Genomic DNA, 23,623 nt, shown 5'->3' on the forward strand with positions numbered 1-23,623 from the left:
TCGCCGGCGAACCATCCCGGCATGCTCACCCGTCTCGCCTGGCTCCGCAACCGCGAGCGCCGGTCCACGGGTGGGCCCTCAGCCGCCTTCGCGGAGCGGGTTCGCGTTACGGCCGACGTCCTTGTCCTCCGCGTTGGAGGTGCGGCGCTGGTCCCTGGGACGCAGGATGGACCGGAGGGGGCTGCCGGACGTGCCGGCCAGTGGGGGAAGCCTTGATTGCGGCCGTGTTCTGGCTGGTGGGCGCGGATGTCGGCGGGCCGCGCCGCAGGCTCGTCGCGTCGTCGTGTTCCGAGACCGCGCGTCTCCCGGTCGGAGGCTTTCGGCATCTGCCCGTGCTCGGCGATGATCGCGGGAGGGGCCGCCATGAACGACTATCCATCGATCGCGAGCCATGGCCTTGTGGGCGACCTGCAGACCGCGGCCCTGGTCGCCGCCGACGGGACCGTGGACTGGTGGTGCACCCCGCGGTTCGACTCCCCGAGCCTGTTCGCCTCGCTGCTCGACAGCGACCGCGGCGGTCACTGCCGCCTGGCGGCGGATCTGGGCGAGGACGGCGAGGCCACCGTCCGGCAGCTCTACCTGACCGACACCGCCGTGCTCGTCACCCGGTTCATGGCACCGGGCGGGGTCGGCGAGGTGGTCGACTTCATGGAGCCCGACCCGTCGGGCACCCCGTCCGCCCGCCATCGGCTGATCCGGGTCGCCCGCGTGGTCCGCGGCAGCCTGCCCTTCGAGCTGGTGTGCCGGCCCCGCTTCGACTATGGCCGCGCGCCGCACTCGTTGCGCCGTCTTGACGACGGATCGGTGGTCTTCCGCGGTCCCGACACGGATCTGCACGTGCAGGCCACCGCCCCGATCGTGCTCCATCCCGACGGCAGCGACGTCTCCGCCCGCTTCACCCTCCAGGCAGGCCAACTGGCGGCGATTGTCCTCACCAGCGAGAGTGGTGCCGCTGCCGGCCGCGGCGGACGTCCCGGCGGCCCGCCGCCCACCGTGGAAGCGATCACCGCCGCCTTCGATGCCTGCCGCGCCTTCTGGCTGACCTGGCTGCGTTCCTCCACCTACCGCGGCCGGTGGCACGAGATGGTGACCCGCTCGGCGATCACCCTGAAACTGCTCACCTATGCCCCCACCGGCGCTCCCATCGCCGCCGCCACGATGGGCCTGCCCGAGCAGGTCGGCGGTGAGCGTAACTGGGACTACCGCTACACCTGGATCCGCGACGCGTCCCTGTCCGTCCATGCCCTGACCGCCCTGGGCTTCACCGATGAGGCGAACGCCTTCCGCCGCTGGCTGCGCGAACGCCTCGACGCCGGTTCCACCGTTTCGGGCGAACCGCTTCAGATCATGTACCGCGTCGACGGTGAGCCCCACCTGACCGAGGAGATCCTCGACCACCTGGAGGGCTATCGCCGCTCCGCGCCGGTCAGAGCCGGCAATGCCGCGGCCGACCAGATCCAGCTCGACATCTACGGCGAGACCGCCTACGCCCTGGCCGAGGCGAAGGACATCGGCGGGATCCGCGGCTGGAACGCGTTCGCCGCTGTCATGGACTGGCTCACCGACCACTGGGACCGCCCGGACGAAGGCATCTGGGAAACCCGCGGCGGCCGGCAGAACTTCACCTACAGCCGGCTGATGACCTGGGTCGCCTTCGACCGCGCCATCAGGTTCGCCACCGCCCACTCCCGCCCCGCCGATCTCACCCGCTGGCAGACGGCACGTGACGCGGTCTTCCGGCAGATCATGGAACGCGGGTGGAATGACAAGCGCCGTGCCTTCGTCCAGCACTACGACACCGATGTCCTCGATGCCTCCCTGCTGCTCATGACCCGCGTCGGCTTCCTTGCTCCGAACGATCCCGACTGGCTGAGCACCCTCGACGCGATGAACGAAGAACTCGTCAGCGACAGCCTGGTCTACCGGTACAACCCGACTGCCTCTCCGGACGGCCTGCGCGGCTGCGAGGGCACGTTCAACCTCTGCACCTTCCTCTACGTGCAGGCCCTCGCCCGTGCCGGCCGCCTCGATCAGGCGCGCTACGCCTTCGACAAGATGCTCACCTACGCCAATCACGTCGGCCTGTTCGCCGAGGAGATCGGCCCTTCCGGCGAACAACTCGGCAACTTCCCCCAGGCGTTCACCCATCTCGCCCTGATAGACGCCGCCCTTGCCCTCGACGAGGAACTCGACCGCGCCGAGCACCTGGTTCGCTGACCGTCGCCGGCGCAACAGGTAGCGAGGGGGCGGCAACCATGACCGAGCAGACTCCCGACGCCGCTCGCCCCGCCGGGTCGCGGCCGGGCGGCACCGACCGACGCGTCCTGGCTCCGCTCGCGCTCGCGCAGTTCATCTGCAGCTTCGCCGGGTCGAACATGAACGTCATGATCAACGACATCGGTCGCGACCTCGACACGACCGTCCAGGGCGTGCAACTCGCCATCACGGTCTTCCTGCTGGTCATGGCCGCGCTGATGATCCCCGGCGGCAAACTCACGGACCGTTTCGGCCGCAAACGCTGCTTCCTCGCCGGGCTCGCGCTCTACGGGGTGGGTGCCGTCCTCAGCGCCATGGCGCCCGGGCTAGGTGTACTGATTCTCGGAAACTCGATTCTCGAAGGGGTCGGCACCGCACTGCTGATCCCCCCGGTCTACATCCTCACCACACTGCTGTTCACCGACGTCACCGCCCGCGCCCGCGCCTTCGGGATCATCATGGCCGCCGGCGGTGCCGGCGCGGCGGCCGGCCCCCTCATCGGCGGACTGATCACCTCCGCGATCAGCTGGCGCGCGGCGTTCCTCTTCCAGGCCCTGGTGATCGCGCTCATCCTCGCGCTGAGCCGGTCCCTTGTAGACCCACTCCCGCCGGACCCCCGCCGTCACTTCGACATCCCCGGCGCGATCCTGTCTGCCGGCGGCCTGGCCCTGGTTGTCATGGGCATCCTCGCCGCTGACCAGAACCTGATACTGACGGCCGCACTGCTGGCGGCCGGCGCGCTCGTCCTGGCCGGATTCCTGCACTGGGTGCGCACCGAGGAGCGAGCCGGCCGGGAACCGCTGCTGTCCACCAGTCTGTTCCGCGACCGCGGCTCCAACCTCGGCCTCGTCACCCAGAACCTCCAGTGGCTGCTGCTCATGGGCTCCTCGTTCACCGTCGCCGCGTTCCTGCAGGTCGTCCGCGGCTACGACGCCATCCAGACAGGCCTGATCTTCACCGCGGCCACTGTCGGCCTGCTCGCCTCGTCGCTCGCCGCGCAGCACCTCGCGCAACGGCGACCCCAACGCACCCTGATCATGGCCGGGTTCACCCTGACCATCCTGGGAATCGCCGTCCTGATCGGCCTGGTCGCCGGAACGCCCAGTCCCTGGGCGTTCACCCCCGGGCTGGCGCTGATCGGCCTCGGCCTCGGCGTGATGCTCACACCCTCGGTCAACGTCGTCCAGTCCGCATTTCCCGAACAACGCCAAGGCGAGATCTCCGGTCTCTCCCGCAGCGTCTCGAACCTCGGCTCCTCCTTCGGCACCGCCATCGCCGGCACCATCCTCGTCGCCGACCTGACCAAGAACGCCTACGCCGCCGCCATGACCACCCTCGGCGTCCTCGGCGTCCTCGGCCTGGTAGCCGCGACGCTTCTGCCCCGGGAAACCCCCAAAGGCGACACGTCCGCTGCCAGCCCGCACGACTGACTGTTCTCACATCGACCGTGCCGAGCCACGCACCGCTCTCGGTCAGCCGGACGAATGCCCGCATCCGGCCCGAGTCTCTGTGCGGTTGGCCACGGAGAAGACGGTTGCTTCGGCACGGCGCGGGCACCCTCGTCGCGGTACGCAGGGAGGGCGGTATGTGCAGCTGGATAGGATATAGGGGCAACCCGATCGCCCCACGCGTCCTGTTGCATGAGCCGGAACGGTCACTGGTCGCCCGGAGCGTCCACATACGCCAGACCTGCTCGAACCGAACGGCGACGGGACCGGTCTCGGCTGGTATGACAGACGAAAGACGCCGGCTGTCTTCCGCGGCGACTCGCCCGCCTGGGGAGACGAGAAACCTCCGGGAACTGGCCGACGAGGTCTGTTCGCCACTGTTCCGGGGTATGGCACCAGGTACCACCCTCGACGGCGCTTGTCGTCACCGACATGCCGCACGATATCACCTTCCGCCCCCAGCCTCCGGGATAAATTGGTTCCGGGGCTTCGGACCAGGCCCCAAACCCGCTGTCTGGACGGCGTAAACGGACCCAGTCGGCAGACGGATGGTATGGGACTACGCCCTCTGTTCAAGGTTCCGCTGCTTTTCCGGTGTTGGGCCAGCGCCGCTCATCCAGCGGACCATCGCGCCGAGTGGGAGGCTGCGATAGTTTCTGTGAGCGGCCGCGGAGGAGTCCAGATGGAGATCAGGCCGCAGGCGGTGGCCATCCCCAAGGAGACCGACCAGCTCGAACAGGGGAAATACGGCCCTGTCTACCCGAGGACGCCGGCGTGCTACGGATTCACCATCATCGCCAAGGTCAAGCCGGGCCGGGCCGAGGCGATACGCGCACACGGCCGCACTCTTGCCGGCGCGTTGGAGGGGGATCCTCATCTCCTCGCGCCGCTGAAGCTGCACTACCTGCGCTGGGTGCTCTTCGACGACGACACTCGCTTTATGTATCAGGGGATCTTCGACACGGACTTCGACAAGTACACCGAGGACGCGGTCGCGCTTTTCAGCAGGGCAGGCGTGAGCACGGCCTTCGAGAATCTCGAAGGTTTCCCCGAGGACTGGCGGACGAACCCTGAGGCCTTCGTCCGTTTCGTACGCGCACACCACTGCCCGAGCTTCCTTGAGTACGGCGAGTATCCGTACGTCACCTCCGACGAGATCAAGAAGGCCCTGCGAATCAAGAACGCCCTTTCGGAGATACTCGACCAGATGCAGTGATCATCTTCATCGTCACCATGGGAACCAGATCCACCTCGATCGCCAGCCGTGACAGGGAGGCGCCGTGAGAAGGCCACCGTTCGCACCGTCCGCGCCTTCGGTCGCGCAGCGGAGACCGTGATGCCCGAGCCGCGGACGGCGCGTACCTACAACCAGAACCATGCTCCGCGCACCTACACCCCGGGCCGGCGGCGGGTGAGCATCTACGTGTCGTGGAGCTATCCGGCCGAGGCCGGCAGGAATCCTGCCGAGCTTGACAACCGGTTCTCCACGATGACCGAGATCCGGCGGGTCGCCTGGCCCGCCTACGAGGAACCGCGGTGGTCCGACCCGTTCCAGTTCCAGCAGGGCATCGCGGGGGCGCTGGAGTTGTTCTTCTGGGCCTGGGTTCCGTTCCAGACGTACGTGGAGCAGGTCACCGGGCATCCGGTACCGGTGTATCAGCGGATCGACCAGGCCGGGTTTCGGACCGTGCTGGACGAGCGGGTGCTGGCCGACACCGACACCCTGTTCGTGTTCGGACTGGACAACACGATCACCGGGCAGAAGGCAGAGCTGGCGGAGATCGAGGCGCTGCGGCACTTCCTGCGCCGCGAGGACGCCTGCCTGATCCTCGGGCCGCATCACGACATCGGAGCCTCCGACGACCTGGCCGTCCGGGACATCGAGTACCACCATCACGGAGATCTCCTGGTCCCCCGCCAGCAGCGGCTTGCCGGATACGTCCGCGGCCTCATGCAAGGACTCGGGGTACCCGTCGAGAACCGCTATGGGCTGCGTCCGGCCGTCCGGGAGCGCAATCAGCCCGCCCCGCTGGCCCTGGCCAGGGACCTGGACCCCAAGGGATGGCTCGACGGGGTCAGCCACTTCAATTTTCACCAGCATCTACCGCACTACGCGGTGACGACCGATGAGCCGGGTGTCGTCCAGGTACTGGCCAGGCAGCCCATCGACCTGGCAAGACCGCATCCGTTCATCGGGGCCGGCGGCACCGAGTTCAACACGTTCCTGTGGATGCCTCCCGCGGGAGACCGGGCCGGCGATGTGCTTCTGGCGGACAGCACGATCTTCAGCTCGTTGTTCGGCGGCGACGAGAGCCTGCGGAACTTCTGGCGCAACCTCGTCTCTCGGTAGCGCCGGAAGGAGGCCCCGCCTGTGACCACGAAGAAGCGCGCCGCGTTGCAGCTCGACGACATTCAGCGTGGGGTCCTTAGCCCTCGACCGACCCCCTATGCGGCGACCTATCTCCTGTTCCGAGTGGATGACCCGGCGCACGGACGGGAGCTGATGCGCCGCGTGAGCACGGTGGCGACCTCCGCCGCCGAGCCGGTCAGCCCCCTGGGGAGCACGTGGGTCAGCGTCGCGCTCACCTGCCACGGACTGCGGGCACTCGGCGTTCCAGAGCCCGTCCTGGCCACGTTCGCCTGGGAGTTCCGTCAGGGCATGGCCGGCAGGGCCACAGCTCTCGGAGATGTCGGCGAGAGCGGCCCCGAGAACTGGGAGGCGCCGCTGGGCACGTCCGCTGTCCACGTCGTGCTCCTCGCGGTCGCGCCGGACGCCGCCCGGTTGCAGACGGCCATCGACCGGGCCCGGCCCGCCTACGACCACCTGTCGGGCGTGACCGCGATCTGGCGGCAGGACTGCTACACCCTGCCCACCGAGACCGAGCATTTCGGCTATCGCGACGGTGTCAGCCAGCCCGCGGTCGAGGGCAGTGGCATCGCCGGGTCAAACACACTGCAGGTGCCGCTGAAGGCCGGCGAGTTCGTGCTCGGCTACCCCGACGAGCTTGGCGGCGTGCAGGCACCACAACCAGCTGAGCTCGGACGCAACGGCAGCTACGTGGCCATCCGCAAACTCCACCAACGGGTCGGCGCGTTCCGGCGCTACCTGCGGGACAACGCCATCAGCCCTGAGGACGAGGAGCTGCTGGCCGCCAAGATCATGGGAAGATGGCGCAGTGGCGCGCCACTCGCGCTCAGCCCTCATCACGACGACCCCGCCCTCGGGGCTGACCCAGAACGGCGCAACGCGTTCCTCTACGAACACGATGACCCCGGCGGATTCATCACCCCCGGCGGCTGCCACATCCGCCGGGCCAACCCCCGTGACGCCTCGGTAGCGGGCGAGCCACGGCTGCATCGCATGATCAGACGGGGCGGTGTCTACGGCCCGCCGCTGCCTTCCGGAGTCCTGGACGACGACGGGGCCGATCGCGGCCTGATGTTCACGTTCGTCGGCGCGCACCTCGGGCGGCAGTTCGAGTTCGTCCAGTCCGAATGGATGAACGACGGTGTCTTCTTCGGTGCCGGCGGCGCCACGGACCCCATCGCCGGAAGCCACGAAGGCCCCGTCGGGTTCACCATCCCTCGACGGCCACTGCGCCGGCGACTGTCCGGGCTGCCACGGTTCGTCGTCACGCGCGGCGGCGAATACTGCTTCCTGCCAGGCCTGAACGCACTGCGCTGGCTGGGCGACCTGAAGGACTGAGCGCGGCGCGGTACCTCGCGCATCACCGCCCCGGCACGCCGCGTCTCCCAGGCGGGAAACCTCATGGACACCCTGCATCCGCTGTTCAACGCCATCACAGTGATCTTCATCGCGGCCACCATGTTCGCCGCCGGTCTCGGGGCCACCCTCCCAGCGCTGCGCGCCGTCGTGAGCGACGTCCCGCTGCTGCCGCTGGCACTGCTGGCCAACATGGTGGCCGTCCCGCTGCTCGGCTGGGGCATCGGCGAGCTGCTCGGCCTTGCCGCCGCGCCGTTCATCGCGCTCGTTCTGGTCGCGTCGTCCCCGGGCGGACCGTTCGGGGCGAAACTGGCCATGATCCAAGGAGGCGACGTCGCCGCGGGCGCGGCGACGCAGGTGCTGCTCGCCACTGCCGGTAGCCTCACCTTCGCCCCAACCGTCGACATCATCCTCACCGCCGCCGACGTCGGCGCCGACGTCTCCCTCGATGTCGGGACGCTGGTGCGGACCGTTGCCCTCCTGCAACTCGTCCCGTTCGCCGTCGGCCTGCTCCTTCGCCGCTACGCCGCCTCCACCGCCCGGTCGTGGCACCCGACCGGGACCATGATCTCGAACGTGACCTTCCTGATCGTGCTGGTAGGCATGCTGGTGGGCAACTGGCATGACATCGTCGCGCTGCTCGGCTCGCGCACCCTGCTCGCCGGGTTCCTCCTCGCGGCTGCCGCGTTCGCCGTAGGCACGCTGCTGGCCACGGGCCCGCCCGCACGGCGCACCACCCTGGGAGGGGTCACCGCGGTGCGCAACGCGGGGCCCGCCCTGGCAGCGATCGGCATCGCGTTCGGCAACGAACCCTCCGTCCTGGGCGCGCTGGCCGCCGTCCTGCTCAGCGGTCTGGCGGCGGCTCTGCCGATCGCCGCCGTACTGCGCGGTCAACGACGCGCCATCCCGGCCACCGCCGACCCGCATCGCGGCGACGCTCACGGACCCCGGACGTAGCCGCACCTCCACAGCGGTGGCCACACGGTCCGGCGACACCCGGGGCACATCAGCCGCCCGGTCCCGCGTTCACCGAGCCGCCGCAACACGCGGGACCGGTCCTGGGACGGCCGCGGGCTCACCGCGGGATCTTCTCCTTCGCGCGCTCGAACTCCGCCGCGGTGAGGTCGCCGCTGGTCTTGAGCCCGGATAGCCTGGCCAGGTCGTCGACATCCCTATTGGTCCACCAGCCACGTCACCGAGGTAGGCGTTGACCATCCCGCGCTGTTCCCGCAACTGCCGCGCGTTCCGGTCGGCCATGCTCTGCCCTCTCACGACGAGATAGGCGATGTCGTTCGTGGGTCGGGCGCGCCGGTACCTCCGGACCGCGATCCGGTACCCGCGGCCGAGGCCAGCCGCCTCCCTCCGGGGCGACCGTGGCAGGCATGACGACACCGCCCGCCGGCCTGCCGGCCAGCGCCCCGCCCAGCGCGGGCCTGGCCAACCACACGACAGGCGGCGCTTTCCAGGCGGGCATCGGTACGGGCCGGCACGGTATGCGCCGTACCGGCTTGCCTCCCGCCTCCCACGGCGGGGCACGCGCTCACCGGGCTGTCCCGAGGCGCCGCTGGATACCCGCCACCATCGCGCTTCTGGCCTTGGGCGTGACCTGGGCCTGCCTGGGTTCCGCCGGCGCGGTCCCCGGCATACCCGGCCTGTCCGGCCGCTTCGGCCCGGTCTCCGCGCCGGCCCCCGCCCGGGAATCCCCCGGGCCAGGCCCCGCGAGCCCGCCGCCCGCCCCGGTGCTCGTCCCGGAGTCCGGTCCGGGTACCTTCACCGTCGCCACCGCCGGGGTCGACGCCACCCGCGTGGGCAGGCCGTACCGGGTGGAGGTCGAGGACGGCACCGGCGTCGACCCCGACGAGGCCGCCGGGCAGATCGCCGCGATCCTCAACGACGCACAGGGCTGGTCACGCGGCGGCGTCGTGTTCCGGCAGGTCGCCGACGACCGCGCCACGCTGGTGATCCGCATCGCGACCCCGGACACCGCCGACGCCATCTGCGCGGCCGGCGGCCTCGAGACCCACGGCGAGCTCAACTGCCGGGTCGGTCAGACGGTCGCGGTCAACCTCAGGCGCTGGCAGCTTGGTTCGCCCGAGTTCGACGGGCCGCCCGAGGAGTACCGGGCGCTGATCATCAACCATGAGGTCGGGCACTGGCTCGGGTACGGCCACCGCGCCTGCCCCGGGCCTGGAGAGCCGGCGCCCGTGATGATGCAGCAGATCAACGGCCTGCACGGCTGTGTCTCCAACGCCTGGCCCTACGCCCAGGACGGCACCTTCCACGACGGCCCCCTGGTGCCCTGAGTGCCAGGCGGGCACGTCTCGCCGTCCGCATCGGCGCGCGGCGGTGGGTGCGCGCCATCTCCTCCAGCGTCACGACCAAAGTGGCGGGGGTGACGAGGAACGCCGACCAGCGCGGGCGGGGCAGCGCCCTCGGCCGCGCGGCCGGTGGTGCGGCGGAGGCGTTCGCCGCGCCACCGGCCAGTGCCTCCTGGGCTTGGCGCCCCTCTCCGCCCTACGCCGCTCCGGTCGGCTGCATGCGAGTGCTGATCGCCAGCCGGTTCCACACGTTGATCGTGCTGATCGCGGTCAACAGCTTGACGATCTCCTCCTCGGAGAACGAGGCACGCACGCGGTCCCACAGGGCGTCGCTGACGCCACCCTGGCTGATGAGGGTCACCGCCTCGGTCAGCGCCAGGGCCGCCTGCTCCCGCTCGCTGAACAGGCCGTCGACCTCGTGCCACGCCCGCAGCACATCAAGCCGCAGTTGCGACTCACCCTGCTCGCGGGCGTCCCGGTAGTGCATGTCCAGGCAGAAGGCGCACCCGTTGATCTGCGACGCCCGGATCTTGATCAGCTCGTAGAGGCCGGGTTCCAGGCCGCTGCGGCGCACGTAGCTCTCCATACCCAGCACAGCCTTGTACGCCGCCGGATCGATCTCCCCCGGCGACAGCCGCTGGCCCTTTGTGGTGACTGCCTGCGCCATGGCAGGTCTCCTCACGTCGATGTTGGTCAACATCCCGACCGGCACTCGCCGATCGCCAAACGGGTTGACGAGACGCCATCGACTTGTGTGACATCGCGCCGCGATCGGCCTCCTCCGCGAACTATCGAGGCCGCGACCGTCACTCATCAAACCGATCACGCCACTGCGCGCGACCGCCGCGCCCATCGACCCAGGCCACCGGCCCTGGGCCACTTTGGGCACCCCGCCCGGCCGGCCGCTACGGCCGCGACCGCCCTGACCAGGGCGGATGACATATCCGGTAGGCGCGGTGTCCAGGCCTGTCGCTCGGGCTCGCGCTTCGCGCGCAGCGCCTTTCCTCCCCCGCGGAAATGTCAGTGGCCCCCGCTACTGTGCGGCGCATGTACCGACAGGGAGACATCCTCATCCTGCCCGTCCTCGAGCAGGATGTTCCGGACAGCGCGCGGGACCTTCCGTCCGCGCCGCGCGACGACCGGGGACGCCTGGTGCTCGCCCTCGGCGAGGCCACCGGTCACGCGCACGCGATCGCCGGGCCTGGCACCCTGCTGCGCGCCTCCGCCCCGCTGGTCCCCGACTACCTGCACCTGCCCTCCGGTGGGCGGCTGGTGCACGAGGAGCATGCCCCGATCTCGTTGCCCAAGGGCTGGTTCCGGGTCATCCGCCAGCGCGAGTACGTACCGGGCGCCGTCCGCGTCGTCGCCGACTGAGCGGGCCGCGGACGCAACGATGCGAAACGCTGAGCGGAGGATGTCCGTGCCGACCATGCCTGCCCCGGCCGCCGCGTACCCGGGCCCGGACCAGGCCGTCGCGTCCGGCCCGGTCCGGGCGCGATCGCGCGCGGACGTCGCCCTTGAATGGCAGTCTGTCGCCTTCTCGTCTGGCCCTACCGGACCCACCGAACGCGATCGGGCCGAGTCGGGCATCCACGCCGCCTACACCGCCGCGGGTCTGGCGCCTCCCGAGCACTTCATCTGGGTGCCCTCTCCCGTTCGCGGGGCGATCGCCGCCGCCCTGCTCGCGGGCCATGGGGATGTCCTGCGCCAGTCGCGTCCGAAGCTGACCGAGAGGCTGGGCGCGGACGTCGAGGCGGTGACGCCGCTGATCGAGGGGGCCGCCGCTGGGGCGAGCGTTCGGGAGGTCGTACGCACTCGCCCGTGGGAGAGCGCGCGGGCCTCCGCGTGTTCTGGACTGGGGCCGCGAGGGTGGGCGCGTGCCTGGGGCGAGACCGGCGGCAGGCTGTGGGCCCAGGTCGACAACCTGGTCTCGCGGGTTCGAGGCGCGATCGGTGACCTGGCCGGTGACGAGCGCGGGACCGCCACCCTGCTGCGCGGCGCCACCCTCGACGCGATCCTCGGCCAGCACGACGCTCCTTGGCTCTCGCTGTTCGACTCCCTCGGCCACCTGGACACGGCGAGCCACCCAGGGGGTTCCCTGTCCTCGATGGCGCGGGTCGCGCGGGTGGCGGGTTGGTGGTGGCCATACGAGCGGATCGTGATCGTCTCCGAGCGCCCTGTCGACCTGGACCGCGACGAGTCGGGCCGCCTGCACCGGGGCGACGGACCCGCCCTGGCCTACGCCGACGGGTTCGCCCTGCACGCGTGGCGTGGCATGCCGATACCGGCGGGATTCGTCGAGTCGCTGACCGACCTGTCCCCGTCCCGGATCGAGGCCGAGACCAACGCCGAGCAGCGCCGGATCATGCTGGAGATCTACGGCTACGACCGCTACCTGGCCGAGTGCGGCGCCGAGCCCGTCCACCGCGACGAAACGGGCACGCTCTGGCGGATCGTCCTCCGTCGCGACGAGCCCATCACCCTGGTCGAGGTGGTCAACTCCACCCCCGAACCGGACGGCTCCCGCCGCACCTACTTCCTCCGCGTCCCTCCCCGGACCCGCACCGCCCGGGAGGGAGTCGCCTGGACGTTCGGCCTCGCGGAAGACGACTACTACCCGGAGAACGAGACCTGACGAGGTGCCTCCCGGTGAACGCTTCCGCCGTTCACCGGGGCCGTCGCGTCCGCGGCGCGTCTCGTGGGCTTTCAGTCGCGCGGATCGAGACCATGAGACGTGCCCCGGCGCGGCCAGGCGACGGGGATGCGTTCCAGGATCCCACCCGCGAATGTGCCGTAGAGGCCGAGCGGTTCCAGGTGGACGTAGCCGATGTGGCAGTCGCACATGTCCAGGGGGCATGGCCGGGGGCGCAGTGCCGCGCGGAACGAGCCGTCGTAGAGGTTTCCCAGGGCGGTCGGGACGAAATGGCAGCGCCGTACCGTACCTTCGCCGTCCACGGACACGACGGTTTCGCCGGTTCGGCAGGGCAGGCCGTGGCTGGGGTGCGGGTCGCGGCTGTAGGAGAAGAGTGGGTCGATCTCCGTCCAGTGGGCGGCCTCGGCGTCGGTGTAGACGCGGCCCTCGGCCGCGTTCACCCACAGGTAGACGGTGCCGGGGAGATCTGCGCGCAGACGGCGCGCGGCGGCCAGGTGATCGGGCTGCCCCACGACGCCGACGCTGAAGCGCACTCCACGTTCGGCCAGGTCAAGACATTTTCCGAGGAAATGCCCGTACGGCACCTGGCTCGGGTGGTAGGTGCCCCACAGCGCGAGCCGGGACAGATCCGCGTCGGCCGTCCAGGCGACGCGGTGGCTGAGGTTGGTCTGGATCGCGACGCGTTCGACCCGCGGCAGGTGGCTGAGCTCCACCAACGCCCGCCGGTACCAGGAACGGGTCAGGCCCTCACCCCACGGTGTGAACAGCACCGAGACGCCCTGGCGCTGCTCTCTGACCCAGTCGGTGAAACGCTCCAGCGCCGCCCGGTCCGACCGCAGCTGCTCGGGTGTGTCCCGCCGCTTCGCGAACGGACAGTAAGGGCAGTCGTAGTCGCAACTGGCCAGTGGCCCGCGGTAGAGGATCGTCAGGTGCCGCGTCTGAGCCTCCTCCTGAGGGGGAGCGGCGGGCGTCCCGTCGTGGTGGGGAAGTGTCATCAGCGGAGGGTGTAGCCGGTCATCAGGGCGCGAACCTGGGGCGAGAAGAGGGCCGGTCCTATGGCGTCGGAATGGGCCAGGCCTTCAGGCGTCAGCCGGATGGTGGTCGGGCCCTGCTCCAGCCAGCCGCGTTCGGAGAAGACGGTGAGGTCGAAGTCCGCGGTGACGTCGGTGTGGAAACGCTCGCGGTAGGCGGCGCGGTCGAGGCCTTCCGCCTGCAGCAACGACTGGATCAGGTGGCGTCGCGGGCGCTCGTCGTCGTCGAGGACGAAACCGACCCGGGCGCTGTCGAAGTCCGTTTCGTGAACATAGTCGTCGATGATCGCGCGGACGTGCCTGGTGCCCACCGCGTACTCGAACGAGTAGTGCAGAGTCGAGGTATAGGAACGGGCGCCGCATCCCAGGCCGACCATTCCGTCGGTCTGGCAGCAGTACTCCGTCCCGGAGACACCGTCCCCGGACGGCAGGCGGAACATGCGCATGGAGACCTGCTCGTAACCGTTGGACAGAAGGTGGTCCCGGCCGAGGCTGTAGAGATCCATGCGCTGGTCGTCCCAGTCGAGATCGCGGCGGGCCAAACCCGTCAGGGGGCGGACGTACAAGGGGTACAGGTACATCTCCTCGGGGCGCCAGGCCAGGCTGGCGTCCAGGGAATGCAGCCAGGTGGCGGGGGTCTGGCCATCGATGCCGTAGATGAGGTCGATGTTCAGCGTCTCGAAGCCGACCGCGCGGATGCGTTCCAGGGCTGACTCGACCTCGGCCCGTTTCTGGGGACGGCCGGCCGCGCGGGCCTCGGAGTCCAGAAAGCTCTGCACGCCGATCGAGACGCGGGTGGTACCGCGTTCGCGCAGGAGGGTGAGGCGGTCGGTGGTCGCGGTGGCGGGCGAGGTCTCCACCCCGAGCGGGATGGCGCCGAGCGTGGCGAGGCGGGCGCCGATGTCACAGAGGCGTTCGAGTTCGAGGGCTGTCAGGTAGGTGGGCGTGCCGCCGCCGAAGGCCGCCGTGGCGAACGCGGCGTCCCCCAGGGCGTCGGCGACACAGGCAGCCTGGCGTTCAAGCGCGTCCAGATACGCGCCCGTGAGTTCCTCGGGTGCGCCCGTGCGGGTGAAGAGGTTGCAGAAACCACAGCGCATCTCGCAGAACGGGACATGCAGGTAGAGGAAGAGCGCGGACCGGTCCTCCGTGGCCCACACCTCTCGCAGGGAGGGGCGGGGCGACAGCGGGCGGTAGGCGGTCTTGTGCGGGTACGCGTAGACATAGTGCTGGTAGGGGCTGCGCTGGTCGGGGCCGGTCATGGCAGAACGAACTCCCCGTACGGGACGGTCCAGACGACCTCGTGGCCGAGGCGGTGGCCGGTGTGGCCGTCCTCGCCGTACGCGGTCCCGTGGTCCGAGCAGACGATCACGAAGCAGGGGCGGCGCATCAGGGCGAACAGGCGGCCGAGCTGCCGGTCGACGTGGCGGAGGGCCGCGGCGTGGGAGTCGCGCGAGTCGCCATGGTCGCGGGTGGCGCCGTCCAGGTAGAACCAGTTTGGCTGGTGCAGCGCGGCCACGTTGAGCAGGAGGAACACCCGTCGATCGGCGGGAAGCCGCCGCATCACCTCGCCTACCCGGTCGATCTGATTGGCGAGGGAATCGGGGTCGACCACGCCGAATCCGGGCTCCCAGTGGCTTTCGGCGAAGAGCGACGGGAGCGCGGACCCGAGCGGCGTGAGCTTGTTGAAGAAGCCCACGCCGCCCACACAGACCGTGTGATAGCCGACTTTCGCCAGGCCGGTCGGGATGTCCGCGGCGTCGAATGTCCAGGTGCCGGCGGCGGTGGTCTCGCTGCCGGGGAACCGTCCGGCGAACAGGCGCGGATGCGGGCCCGGACGGGCCGGTGTCGGCAGGAAGCCCGCGAGCATCGCGGTGTGCGCCGCGTAGGTGAAGCTGCCCGGGGTGTGGCGGCGTTCCCAGCGGCCGCCGGGCAGCAGGCCGCGAAGGGTGGGCGTCTCGCCGGCGGCGGCGAGTTCGGCCGCGACGTCGTAGCGCAGGGTGTCGAGCGTCACCAGCAGCAGATCGTGGCTGCCGATGACCTCGTTCATGTCACGGTTCATGTCACGGTTCATGCCGCGCAGGTCGCCAGCGCCGCGCTGACCTGGGCGGCGTAGGTGTCCAGGCCGTCGGCTCGGGTACCCGGCAGTCCGGTGGCCCCGGGCAGCAGGTCGCCGAACGCATTGACCTCGCCGACCGCGATCCGCCGCCAGCCGACCTGGATGAGCAGGTCGACACCGACCATCAGGCTGCCGGGAAAGCACGCCGCGGTCCGCGCGCACACCTCCAGGGCCCGTTCCCAGCCGGAAGGGCCGAGCGCGTCGCGCACCGCGCGCACGGAGCCGCGCACTCCGCCCAGGTGCAGGTTGGTCATCGGGGAGCGGCTCGTCCGCGCGACGACATGGGTCGGCTCGCCCGCGATCACCACCACCCGCAGGTCGAGGACGCGGCCATCCAGCGCCGCCTTGGGCAGCCACCGCTCCACGTGCAGCCCGTCCGGCGCCAGCGCGTCGATCAGCGGCGCCACCTCGGACTCGGTCTCGTAGGTCTGGACGCGCAGCGAGTTGACGTAGCCGGTACCAGCGCGAGCGGCGGACGTGACGGCCTTGATCCGCCCGCTGGGCGCGGTCCGCAGCGCCACGACGCCGGAAGCGGACGACCCGTGCGCCGGTTTGACGAACACCTGGCGCATGCCCGCGTCCGCCATCCGTTCACGCAGATCGGCGTAGTCGCGGACGCGTGGCAGCGCCTCCGGGACGGGGACACCCGCCGCCTGGAGGCGAGCGTGGCAGCGCCTCTTGTCACACATCACGGCGATCTCGGGCACGTCGCCGAGTTGCCAGGCGCCCGCCCGCGCGGCCGCGGCGGCGACGCGCTCCAGGGCCGCGGTGAAGGACGCGTACCACCACGCGCCCCCGGCCACCCTGGCCGGATCACCCGGTCCGCGCAGCAGCGCGTCCACCTCGGCGTCGTCTCCGGGAGAGTCGATCCGCAGTGGTGAGTCGGGCACGATCGGCAGCTCACCGCCGCGCAGCACCTCCAGCCACGAGACGACACGAGGCCCGTCCAGGCCGGCCGAGCGGCACGCGGCGGCGAACATCTCGGTGCGCCGATCACCCGGCGTCCCGACCACGGTGAACATCACGCGAAGGCGACGTCGGCGGCGGACGGGAGAGCGGCCTTCGTGCCGTCGAGTTCGATGACCGAGCGGCCGCCGAACTCCGCCGGATGATCACCGATGGTCACGGTGCCCCAGGTCATTCGGAGACCGCGATGTAGAACCAGTCGCCGTTGGGGCTTTCCTGCTCGTCAAGGTCGACCTCGACGCCGGGCAGGGAACCCCGCACACGATCCATCGTGGAGTCGGTCAGGAAGTGGTGGTGCAGGTCGAGCCGCCTGAGGTGCGTGAGCGGCTGGCCGGACAGCAGCGACTCGGCGCCCCGGTCGGTGAGCGCCCCCATGGCCAGGCTGAGCGACTCCAGTCGCGCGACGATCGGCGCGCCCGCGACCGCCGAGGCGACCTCGTCCGCTATCTCGGCGTCCTCCAGCCCCAGGTGCCGCAGCGCGGGCAGCCGTTCCCCGTCCAGGACCCCCGCCAGATCGGCCGTGGTCGCGTCGCCACCGTAGTTGTCGGTGCCCAGCCACAGGTCGAGGTGCTCCAGGGCAGGAAGGTCGCTCTCGCCCACAGCCCGTACCACCGTGGCGGGCAGCCCACCCGACTCGAACCGCAGGGTCCGCAGGACACGGCTCTGGAAGGGGCGCAGCTCCAGCCCCTCGCCCCCACGGACCTCGAGGTGTTCAAGACCGGGGAACGCGTTGAAGAGGCGCGTGACGTCGGACTGCTCGATCCAGGAGATCTCCGCCTCTTCCATCACGATGTCGCCCAGGAACAGCGCGCGGAGCGCGGGCAGCCGGCCGGCCGCTCCCACCAGCAGTTCCACCGGGTCGGGGACGCCCTTGTCGTAGGAGGCCCCCCAGTAGCCGATGACGAGATGGGTCACCTCGGCCGTCTCGACCTCGTCCAGGAACTTCTGGAAGACGTCGCCGAACCCGGGACCGTCGAACCAGGTAGCGACCCGCCAGGTGACGTCACCCGCCGAGGCTGGAGGTTCGAGGAAGTTCGGCCCATAGTAATCGGAAGAGGACTCGCCGTCGTGCTCGTAACGGAAGTTGGCCACCGGCTTCCCGGCGAACTCGGTGAGGTGCTCGTTGATCGTCATCCGGTTCCCTTCGGAGGGCCTCGCCGCATACGTCCTATCAGCCGACGCCGACAACCGAGGCGCCCAGTCCGGCGTTGGCGGCTTGGCTGCCGAGGCCCTCGGGTCGGCCACGACGTCGACCGGTATCCGTGGAACGTCGTGCCTGGCCGCATCACGGCGGCCACAGGTTCGTGGCCACCGAGGAGGTGGCCGGCGGTGCCGCGAAGCCCCGTCGCCCAGCGCTGACCACGTTGCGCGAGGCCGAACGGCACGACGCGCGCCCTCCGGCATCTCACCGCGCGCAACCGGGACCGTGCGGGCGGCCAGCACCGCGCACCGACATACCCGCCTCACCCGAAGCCGGTTTCGAGAACCTGTTTCAGTTCGCGGCGCCGAAACCCTACCGACCGGTTCGATATTCCGAGCGGATTGCGACCGAGCCTTGCGACCGCCAGGCCCGGGAGGCCGCGCGCAGGGCGCCACAATGTTGTCCTGGAGTCCTGGTCATGCGGCCTTGCCGCGCATCAGGCCGCCGAGTTTCCTGGCGATGCGGCGTTCCACGGTCGTTCGTGGCGCGCCGGGCAGGCAAAGGCGGAAAGATGCCGAGGGAGCAGCGTGCGCGGAGCTATGGACTTGCGAGACCCGGTCCACATCGTCCGGGGTGGACCGACCCGAACCGGCCCGGGCGGCCCGAGTACGCTGAACGGCCCCGCCATGGCATCTGATCGTTGCCTGCGCACCGAAGCCGGCGGACAGGCGCCCGACATCCCCGCATCCGTGGCGCTTTGGCCGTATCATTCGCAGCTACCGGGGCGGGCGGTCGGGGGACCCGCCGGTAGGCCTACGCCCTCGTCCGACGCGCCGGCGGCGCGCACGCGGGGGGACCGGAGAAAGGACCTGCGCAGTGCCGCGAGCCCATCCTTCCGCCAGCGTCCCGGTCCCAGCCCGGACGGTGCGTGGGTGAGCCTCGTGGGAGCACGCCCCAAGGGGCCGCGCGCGGATCTGAAGGATGGGCCCCAGAAAGTCCTCCTGACCCGGCTGAACGAGCTCAACAATCCTTACCGGGTCAGCTACGAAATGGTTTCCCGGCAGCTCTGGTCGGACCAGGGGCCGACCAAGATCCAGCGCTCCCGGTCACGGGATCTGAGCCGACAGTTCCGCGGCGAGAAAGCCATCGAATGGCGAGTCGTCGAGATCTACGTCAACCTGCTCTTCGACGCGACCGACCCGGCTTTGGCCGCCGAGCTCACGTCTCTTCGCGCACTGCACGCGCAGGCGTTCGAAACGACAATCGACCCCGACGGCACCCCCTCCCCCGGCCCCGCCCCCTCCCCCGAGCCCACGGCCGCGCCGGTCGACCCGGCCTACGTCGCCGAGCTGGAACGCCAGCTGGAGGAGGCCAGGACCCGCGCGGCCTTCGCCACCGCGCTGCTCGTGATCGTGCAGGCGGAGAACACAGCGCTGCGCGGCCGCGGCTCATCCTTCGGCTGGTTCAGCCCGGCTCCCCGCGCGGGCGACAACGCGGCCGAGGCCGCCGAAGCCGGCTCCCGGCCACGCACCGGCAAGCGGGCCGCCGCCAAACCAGCCACCACGGCCGACCACCACGCCGCCGGACGACCCGCCGGCGGCCGTACCAGGGGCGCCCGGTCCGGCACGGGTGCCCCGGCGGATGCCTCCTCCCCCGCCACGCCGCCCGCGGCCAGTTCCACGCCGGCGACGGGACGCCGAGACCCCCGTCCTCACTCCGACGCCGACGCCTCGCGGCCCATCGACCCGGCCACGACGCCGATCGTCCGGCGCCAGGGCCACCGCGGCGCGCCGCGCCGCCGCCCCGTCTCGAACAGACCTGCCATGGCCGACGCCTTCCCGCCGGCCGGCCGCGCGCCGGCCTACCCCGCCGTCGCGCCACCCGCTCCCTCGTCGACGCCGGCCCCCTCGACGCTGGCCGCCCTCGCCCGCAGCCGCTCGGCGTCGGGCTCCCCGCGCCGCGCCCCGACATCCGAGCCGCTCGCGGACGACTCCGGCCTGGACGTTCTGGTCAGCGGCGAAAGGCGCCGCCGCGGCAAGGACGGCTGAGCGTCGGTGCCCCGTCGGCTCTCCACCGGGCCGCCGGGACGGAGGACCTACCCGAAGGCCGCCTGACCTGGTCCGACGCGACCGTGCCCGCGCGCCGGACGCGACGCCGGATGCTCAGGCTGGGGCATCCGCGACGGCGCCGCGAGGGTAGAGCGCACGGGTGAGCAGCGCCGTCTCGGCGGCCCGCCACCGCCGCCGGTCGTCCTCATCGTCGAAGTCCAGCCGCAGCGCGTGTTCCAGGTGCGGCCGGAGCAGCACCGGCGCGAATCCCAGCAGGGCCAGCATCGCGGCTGTCATGCGGACGTCGACCGACGGCCGGGCGATGCCGAGCGCCTCCCGCTGGTTCAGTCCGGCCTCCGAGGCGTCGACCGTCCTGGCGAACCATTCCAGGCCGTTCTCGGTGCCGTCGAGCAGCATCCGGCGCAGGTAGGCGCCGAGCAGCGGCACCTCGGTGGTCATCCGCTCGAACCGGAGCTGGCGGCGGCGGTGCGCCTCGGCCGGGCCCGCCTGGGGGTCGGTGTCCCGCGTGACGTCGCCGAGGACGTCGGCCACCCAGGTCGCGACCTCGTCGACGACGCCCTGCTTCGAGCCGAAGTGGTGCAGGACGAGGCTGGGCGAGACATCCGCCCGGCGGGCGATGGCCCGCACCGTGGCCGCGTCGACTCCGTCCTGCGCGATCAACGCGAAGGCCGCGTTGCGGATGCGTGCCTTCGCGGTGAGGTCATCCGGTCGCACCGGTGCCTGCTCGTCTGCTGCTCGCTCCACTGGTGCTCCTCGCTCCGCTGATGTCCTTCGCCACCCCCGGGACTGTACAGCTGTTCAGCTTGCTGAACGCTGGTTGACCGGCCAGAGGCGGCTGGGGACGATTGGCCGCCGCGCTCGCCCGTGGCCTCGGCCCCCACCAGGACCCGTGTCCGCCGAGAACGGCCGCGAGCCCGGACGGCCGCGTCGCGACAGGGAGGAGCGAGATGAGCATTCGGGTTGTCGTCTGCTACACGGGAGGCGTCGGGTCCCAGGCGATCAGGCTGCTGGCCGGTGAGCCCGGTCTGGAACTCGTCGGCGTTCTCGTCCACCACGAGGACAAGGAGGGGCGCGACGTCGGCGAGCTGGTCGGGATCGGGCCGATCGGGCTCGCGGCGACCCGGGACGTCGACGCGCTGGTCGCGCTGCGCGCCGACTGCATGCTCTGGCACTCGCTGACCTGGGAGCCGGAGACCATCGCCCGGTTCCTCGCCGCGGGGACCAACGTCTACTCGAGCATGGGCGGCTGGTGGCCGGCCTTCATCCCCGCCGAGCGCGAGGTTCTCGACAGGGCGTGCGCCGAGGGCGGCTCGACGTTCCTCGCCGGTGGCAACATCCCCGGGCTGGTCAGCGACGTGCTGCCGCTGTTCGTCTCCGGCTACGCCGGGCGGGTCGAGAAGATCCGCTGCTGGCAGAGCGACTACGTGCCGCACTATCCGGGTGCCCAGCAGCTCCAGGGGGCGCTGGGCATGGGCCTGCCGGTTCCCGAGGACTCCTCGCCCACCGAGGCCGACCAGGGCTGGGTCTGGGGGATCCGGCAGTCCGCGGAGATCGTCGCCGCGGGCCTCGGGTTCGAGCTGACCGACGTGCGGGTGAGCAAAAAGGAGTACGCCTCGGCGCTCGAGGACGTCGTGCTCCAGCCCAGCGGGCTGGAGGTCAGAAAGGGCACGATCGCCGGCGCCCGCTGGACGTTCACCGCGTACACCGGCGCGGACGGCGACGTGCCGTTCTACGAGGTCGTCAACGAGCAGACGGTCGGCCTCGGCCTGGCACCCGGCTGGCGGGTCAGCGAGGACGAGCCCAACTGGAAGGTCGAGATCAGCGGAGTCCCGGCCATCACCTGCGTGTTCGACCTGGCCTTCGACCCGGACCTGGAGCCGGTCTCGGCGCTCAACGCCGCCCGCGCCGTCAACTTCGTCCCGATCCTCGTCGCCGCCGAACCGGGGGCGAAGACCGTGCTCGACGTGCCGGCGCCGCGGGCCGCCACCCTTGCGCACCGCGCGACGCCAGCGCCGACGGCGACGTCAGCGACAACCGCGACGCCAGCGGCAACCGCGACGGCGGCGGGCCGGCCGTGAGCGAGGCGACCGGCGCCGCGGGCACGACGACAGCGGCGAGCACGACGACAGTGGCGGGAACGACGGGCACGGCGATGCGGACGCTGCACGGCCACCGGGAGGCCCGGGCGCTGCTCGACGCCCACCGGGCGGCCGGCCGGACCGTCGGGATGGTCGGTACCAGCGGCGCCATTCACGAGGGCCACCTGTCGCTGGTCGAGCGGGCCCGGCGGGAGAACGACGTCGTGGCCCTCTTCTACGCCGGCGTGGTGCGGCTCGACTGGACACCGGTGTCGGCGCAGGTCTACGAGCGCGACATCGAACGGGACAAGGAACTGCTGGCGGCCGCTGGCGTCGACCTCTTTCTGGTGATGCGGCGCGATGACTTGTACGCGCGGCGCCCGGTCACCTTCCTCGCGCAGTCGGAGCTCGTGCCGGACGTGCCCGGGCTGCTCGGGCACGACCACGCGAGCATTCTCGCCACGATGGTGATCAGCATGCTGAACATCGCCGGACCGTGCACGAACTACTCCGGTGAGAAGGACTGGCAGCAGCTCGTCCTGTTCAGGCGGGCGGCCCAGGACCTGCTGCTGCCGTCCACGGTCGTCGGCTGTCCGACGGTGCGCGAGCCGGACGGCGTCGCGCGGTCGAGCCGCAACGTGCGGCTCACCGCCTCCCAGCGCGCGGCCGCCCCGGTGATCTACCGCGCGCTCACCGAGGCCGCCCGGCTGGTCCACGCGGGGGAACGCGACGCGCGGGCCGTCACCAGCCTGGTCGCGGACCGGGTCGGCGGCGTCGCGGCCGTCGACTACGTACACGCCGTCGAGGCGGACACGCTGCGCCCGCTCGACCACCTCGCGGGAGACGTCCGGCTGCTCGTCTCGGCCACGTTCGGCGACACCCCGCTGGTCGACAACATCGGCGTCACCGTCCCCGCCCAGACCGGCCGGGTCGGGGCCGCCGACGGCGGGGCCTCCACCGGGAACGACACGACGAAAGGTGTGGAATGAGACTGCGGGAAAAGGTAGCGCTGATCACCGGCGGCACCGCGGGAATCGGCGCCGGGATCGTGACGATGTTCGCCGAGCAGGGCGCGTCGGTCGCCTTCACCGGCCGCGACGCGGGCCGCGGCAAGGATCTGGAGGCGACATTGCGCGCCGGCGGCCACGCCGTCACCTATGTCCAGGCCGACAGCTCGGTCGAACAGGACGTCGCGCACGCGGTCGCCACGGCCGTCGAGACCTACGGCCCGGTCACCGCGCTCGTCAACAGCGCGGCCGCCACCGACGTGACCGCGAGCGGCCGCGACAACCACGTCGACGAGATCAGCACCGAGGACTGGGACTACATCATCCGCACCGCGCTCTACGGCACGATGTGGGCCTGCAAGTACGCCATCCCGCACATGCGGGCCGCGGGCGGCGGCTCGATCGTCAACATCTCGGCGTCGTCCAGCCTGCGCTCGCTGCGGTCCCGGCCCGCCTACCAGTCGGCGAAGGGCGGCGTGAACGTGCTGACCCGGCAGCTCGCCGCCGACTACGGCGCCGACAGCATCCGCGCCAACGCGATCATCGTCGGCTTCATCTACACAGGCGAGGAGGGCATGCGCAACCTGCTCGCCGACGAGGAGTACATGCAGGTCATCCGCGGCATGCTGGTCCTGCCCCGGCTGGGCGAGCCGGCCGACATCGCCGCCGCCGCCGTCTACCTGGCCTCCGACGAGTCCAAGTACGTCACCGGTACTCAGATCACCGTCGACGGCGGGGCCAGCAACTTCCAGCCCACCCTCCAGCGCTACAACCTGCCCGCCGCCCGCGGCGCCAGCTGAGCGCCGGCGATCCGGG

20 protein-coding genes are annotated in these 23,623 nt (G+C 71.0%); 13 read left to right on the forward strand and 7 right to left on the reverse strand.

What is annotated here, in order from left to right; all coding sequences use genetic code 11:
* Positions 1-363: 363 nt before the first annotated feature.
* The 7 genes from I6A81_RS08445 to I6A81_RS08475 all read left to right on the forward strand — a co-directional run bounded on the left by I6A81_RS08445 (position 364) and on the right by I6A81_RS08475 (position 9,731).
* A complete protein-coding gene (locus I6A81_RS08445) occupies positions 364-2,217 on the forward strand; it encodes a glycoside hydrolase family 15 protein (RefSeq protein WP_202998919.1) in 1,854 nt (617 codons plus the stop codon).
* A gap of 38 nt (positions 2,218-2,255) precedes the next feature.
* Positions 2,256-3,686: an MFS transporter gene (locus tag I6A81_RS08450; protein ID WP_202998918.1), complete on the forward strand. Its 1,431-nt coding sequence runs from the start codon at positions 2,256-2,258 to the stop codon at positions 3,684-3,686.
* Positions 3,687-4,386: 700 nt separating this feature from the next.
* Positions 4,387-4,920 (forward strand): hypothetical protein, encoded by a 534-nt coding sequence (locus I6A81_RS08455; protein WP_202998917.1) that lies wholly within the window; start codon positions 4,387-4,389, stop codon positions 4,918-4,920.
* Between the two features lie 120 nt (positions 4,921-5,040).
* Positions 5,041-6,054: a hypothetical protein gene (locus I6A81_RS08460; RefSeq protein WP_202998916.1), complete on the forward strand. Its 1,014-nt coding sequence runs from the start codon at positions 5,041-5,043 to the stop codon at positions 6,052-6,054.
* A 21-nt stretch (positions 6,055-6,075) separates the two neighbouring features.
* Positions 6,076-7,410 (forward strand): Dyp-type peroxidase, encoded by a 1,335-nt coding sequence (locus tag I6A81_RS08465; protein WP_202998915.1) that lies wholly within the window; start codon positions 6,076-6,078, stop codon positions 7,408-7,410.
* 63 nt (positions 7,411-7,473) lie between these two features.
* Positions 7,474-8,385: a bile acid:sodium symporter family protein gene (locus I6A81_RS08470; protein ID WP_202998914.1), complete on the forward strand. Its 912-nt coding sequence runs from the start codon at positions 7,474-7,476 to the stop codon at positions 8,383-8,385.
* A 425-nt stretch (positions 8,386-8,810) separates the two neighbouring features.
* On the forward strand, positions 8,811-9,731 hold the full coding sequence (locus tag I6A81_RS08475) for a DUF3152 domain-containing protein (RefSeq protein ID WP_202998913.1): 921 nt from the start codon (positions 8,811-8,813) through the stop codon (positions 9,729-9,731).
* 211 nt (positions 9,732-9,942) lie between these two features.
* Here the strand turns inward: I6A81_RS08475 and I6A81_RS08480 are convergent, their stop codons facing one another.
* A complete protein-coding gene (locus I6A81_RS08480; RefSeq protein WP_202998912.1) occupies positions 9,943-10,413 on the reverse strand; it encodes a carboxymuconolactone decarboxylase family protein in 471 nt (156 codons plus the stop codon).
* Between the two features lie 380 nt (positions 10,414-10,793).
* Between I6A81_RS08480 and I6A81_RS08485 the strand changes: the two genes are divergently transcribed.
* Both I6A81_RS08485 and I6A81_RS08490 read left to right on the forward strand, forming a co-directional pair.
* Complete coding sequence (locus I6A81_RS08485) at positions 10,794-11,120, forward strand: hypothetical protein (protein ID WP_202998911.1); 327 nt, start codon at positions 10,794-10,796, stop codon at positions 11,118-11,120.
* Positions 11,121-11,175: 55 nt separating this feature from the next.
* Positions 11,176-12,381 (forward strand): DUF6745 domain-containing protein, encoded by a 1,206-nt coding sequence (locus tag I6A81_RS08490; protein WP_307874544.1) that lies wholly within the window; start codon positions 11,176-11,178, stop codon positions 12,379-12,381.
* A gap of 71 nt (positions 12,382-12,452) precedes the next feature.
* Here I6A81_RS08490 and I6A81_RS08495 read toward each other — a convergent pair whose 3' ends face one another.
* The 5 genes from I6A81_RS08495 to I6A81_RS08515 all read right to left on the reverse strand — a co-directional run bounded on the left by I6A81_RS08495 (position 12,453) and on the right by I6A81_RS08515 (position 17,646).
* Positions 12,453-13,394 carry an STM4011 family radical SAM protein gene (locus I6A81_RS08495; protein ID WP_202998909.1) on the reverse strand — a complete coding sequence of 314 codons (942 nt, stop codon included), beginning with the start codon at positions 13,392-13,394 and terminating at the stop codon, positions 12,453-12,455.
* A complete protein-coding gene (locus I6A81_RS08500) occupies positions 13,394-14,689 on the reverse strand; it encodes an STM4012 family radical SAM protein (protein WP_202998908.1) in 1,296 nt (431 codons plus the stop codon). Before I6A81_RS08500 ends, I6A81_RS08495 begins: the two co-directional genes overlap by 1 nt.
* Positions 14,686-15,489, reverse strand: coding sequence for an STM4013/SEN3800 family hydrolase (locus I6A81_RS08505; protein ID WP_202998907.1), 804 nt, complete (start codon positions 15,487-15,489; stop codon positions 14,686-14,688). The genes I6A81_RS08500 and I6A81_RS08505 overlap by 4 nt, the downstream gene beginning before the upstream one ends.
* An 8-nt stretch (positions 15,490-15,497) precedes the next feature.
* Positions 15,498-16,568, reverse strand: a complete 1,071-nt coding sequence (locus tag I6A81_RS08510) for an STM4014 family protein (RefSeq protein WP_238428038.1) — start codon at positions 16,566-16,568, stop codon at positions 15,498-15,500.
* 115 nt (positions 16,569-16,683) lie between these two features.
* Positions 16,684-17,646, reverse strand: a complete 963-nt coding sequence (locus I6A81_RS08515; protein ID WP_202998905.1) for an STM4015 family protein — start codon at positions 17,644-17,646, stop codon at positions 16,684-16,686.
* A 939-nt stretch (positions 17,647-18,585) separates the two neighbouring features.
* Here I6A81_RS08515 and I6A81_RS08520 point away from each other — a divergent pair.
* Positions 18,586-19,701: a hypothetical protein gene (locus I6A81_RS08520; RefSeq protein WP_202998903.1), complete on the forward strand. Its 1,116-nt coding sequence runs from the start codon at positions 18,586-18,588 to the stop codon at positions 19,699-19,701.
* A gap of 114 nt (positions 19,702-19,815) precedes the next feature.
* On the opposite strand, the gene I6A81_RS45465 is transcribed toward I6A81_RS08520, so the two are convergent.
* The gene (locus I6A81_RS45465) at positions 19,816-20,466 is read right to left on the reverse strand and encodes a TetR/AcrR family transcriptional regulator (protein ID WP_202998901.1); all 651 of its coding nucleotides are present in this window, start codon (positions 20,464-20,466) and stop codon (positions 19,816-19,818) included.
* 203 nt (positions 20,467-20,669) lie between these two features.
* Here I6A81_RS45465 and I6A81_RS08530 point away from each other — a divergent pair, with 203 nt between their 5' ends.
* From I6A81_RS08530 to I6A81_RS08540, 3 genes are all read left to right on the forward strand, one after another.
* Positions 20,670-21,800 (forward strand): dihydrodipicolinate reductase, encoded by a 1,131-nt coding sequence (locus I6A81_RS08530; RefSeq protein WP_238428036.1) that lies wholly within the window; start codon positions 20,670-20,672, stop codon positions 21,798-21,800.
* A 74-nt stretch (positions 21,801-21,874) separates the two neighbouring features.
* The gene (locus I6A81_RS08535; protein ID WP_202998929.1) at positions 21,875-22,789 is read left to right on the forward strand and encodes a pantoate--beta-alanine ligase; all 915 of its coding nucleotides are present in this window, start codon (positions 21,875-21,877) and stop codon (positions 22,787-22,789) included.
* Entirely contained in the window at positions 22,786-23,607 is an 822-nt protein-coding gene (locus tag I6A81_RS08540; RefSeq protein WP_202998899.1) for an SDR family NAD(P)-dependent oxidoreductase, read from the forward strand. The genes I6A81_RS08535 and I6A81_RS08540 overlap by 4 nt, the downstream gene beginning before the upstream one ends.
* The last annotated feature ends 16 nt before the right edge of the window (positions 23,608-23,623 follow it).

Origin of the sequence: Frankia nepalensis (genome assembly GCF_016786325.1) — a bacterium.
GTDB classification, from domain to species: Bacteria; Actinomycetota; Actinomycetes; order Frankiales; family Frankiaceae; genus Pseudofrankia; species Pseudofrankia nepalensis.